We start from the raw sequence: 1,045 nt of genomic DNA, 5'->3' as shown, positions 1-1,045 counted from the left end.
GTATTGATCACGAGCGTTGTTGACACTGGGTCTTGATCATGGCGAAGACCTCCGGTGTGGTGGAGCTGTCTAGGAACGCACCACACGGAGGTCTTCGTGTCCCACCGTAACGCCCGGCTGACGGTCTTCGGGCGGCGTCTGCTGGTCGAACGTGTCCTGTCCGGCCGTCCGGTCGCCCATGTCGCTGCCGAGATGGGTATCTCGCGGGTGACCGCTCATAAATGGGTCCGGCGGTGGCGGGCCGAGGGCGAGGCGGGCCTGGCCGACCGCTCCAGCAGGCCGTTGACGACGCCGCACCGCACTCCGGCCGCGATCGAGGTCGACGTTTGCGATCTGCGCCGCTCCCGCAAGCTGGGACCCGCGCGGATCGGCCCGGTCCTCGGTCTGCCCGCCTCGACCGTCCACCGGATCCTGACCCGTCACGGGCTGAACCGTCTTGCCTGGATGGACCGGCCCACCGGCTCGGTGATCCGCCGCTACGAACGCGAGCGTCCCGGCGAGCTCATCCACGTCGACGTCAAGAAACTGGGCCGGATACCCGACGGCGGCGGCCACAAGGTGCACGGCCGCGAAGTTGGCCGGCCGGTCCGCGGCATGGGCTTCGACTACCTCCACTCCGCGGTCGACGACCACTCCCGCCTCGCCTACACCGAGGTCCACCGCGACGAAAGGGTCGCGACCTGCGCAGCCTTCCTGACCCGGGCCGCCGCGTTCTTCGCCGATCTCGGGATCACCCGGATCGAACGCGTTCTGACGGACAACGCATGGGCCTACCGCAAGGGCCTGGCCTGGAAACAGGCCCTTGCCGATATGGGTGCGACGGGCAAGCTCACGCGCCCCTACCGGCCCCAAACCAACGGCAAGGTCGAACGCTTCAACCGCACCCTCGCCGACGAATGGGCCTACCTCCGGCCCTACACCTCCAACGACGAGCGGACAGCCGCCCTGTCAGACTTTCTCCACACCTACAACCACCACCGCTGCCACACCGCACTCGGAGGCCAGCCCCCGATCAGCCGAGTGAACAACGCTGCGGGTCAATACA

At 67.8% G+C, this 1,045-nt stretch carries 1 protein-coding gene; it reads left to right on the top strand.

The genetic code is table 11. The features are described from left to right. Positions 1–96 precede the first annotated feature (96 nt). A partial coding sequence (locus tag FB157_RS47030; protein WP_145888002.1) for an IS481 family transposase occupies positions 97–1,045 on the top strand: 949 nt, incomplete at its 3' end.

The organism is Streptomyces sp. BK340, from assembly GCF_007827595.1.
GTDB lineage: Bacteria > Actinomycetota > Actinomycetes > Streptomycetales > Streptomycetaceae > Streptomyces.
The sequence above is the reverse complement of the archived record's forward strand: the minus strand, read 5'-3'. Positions and strand labels throughout refer to the sequence as shown.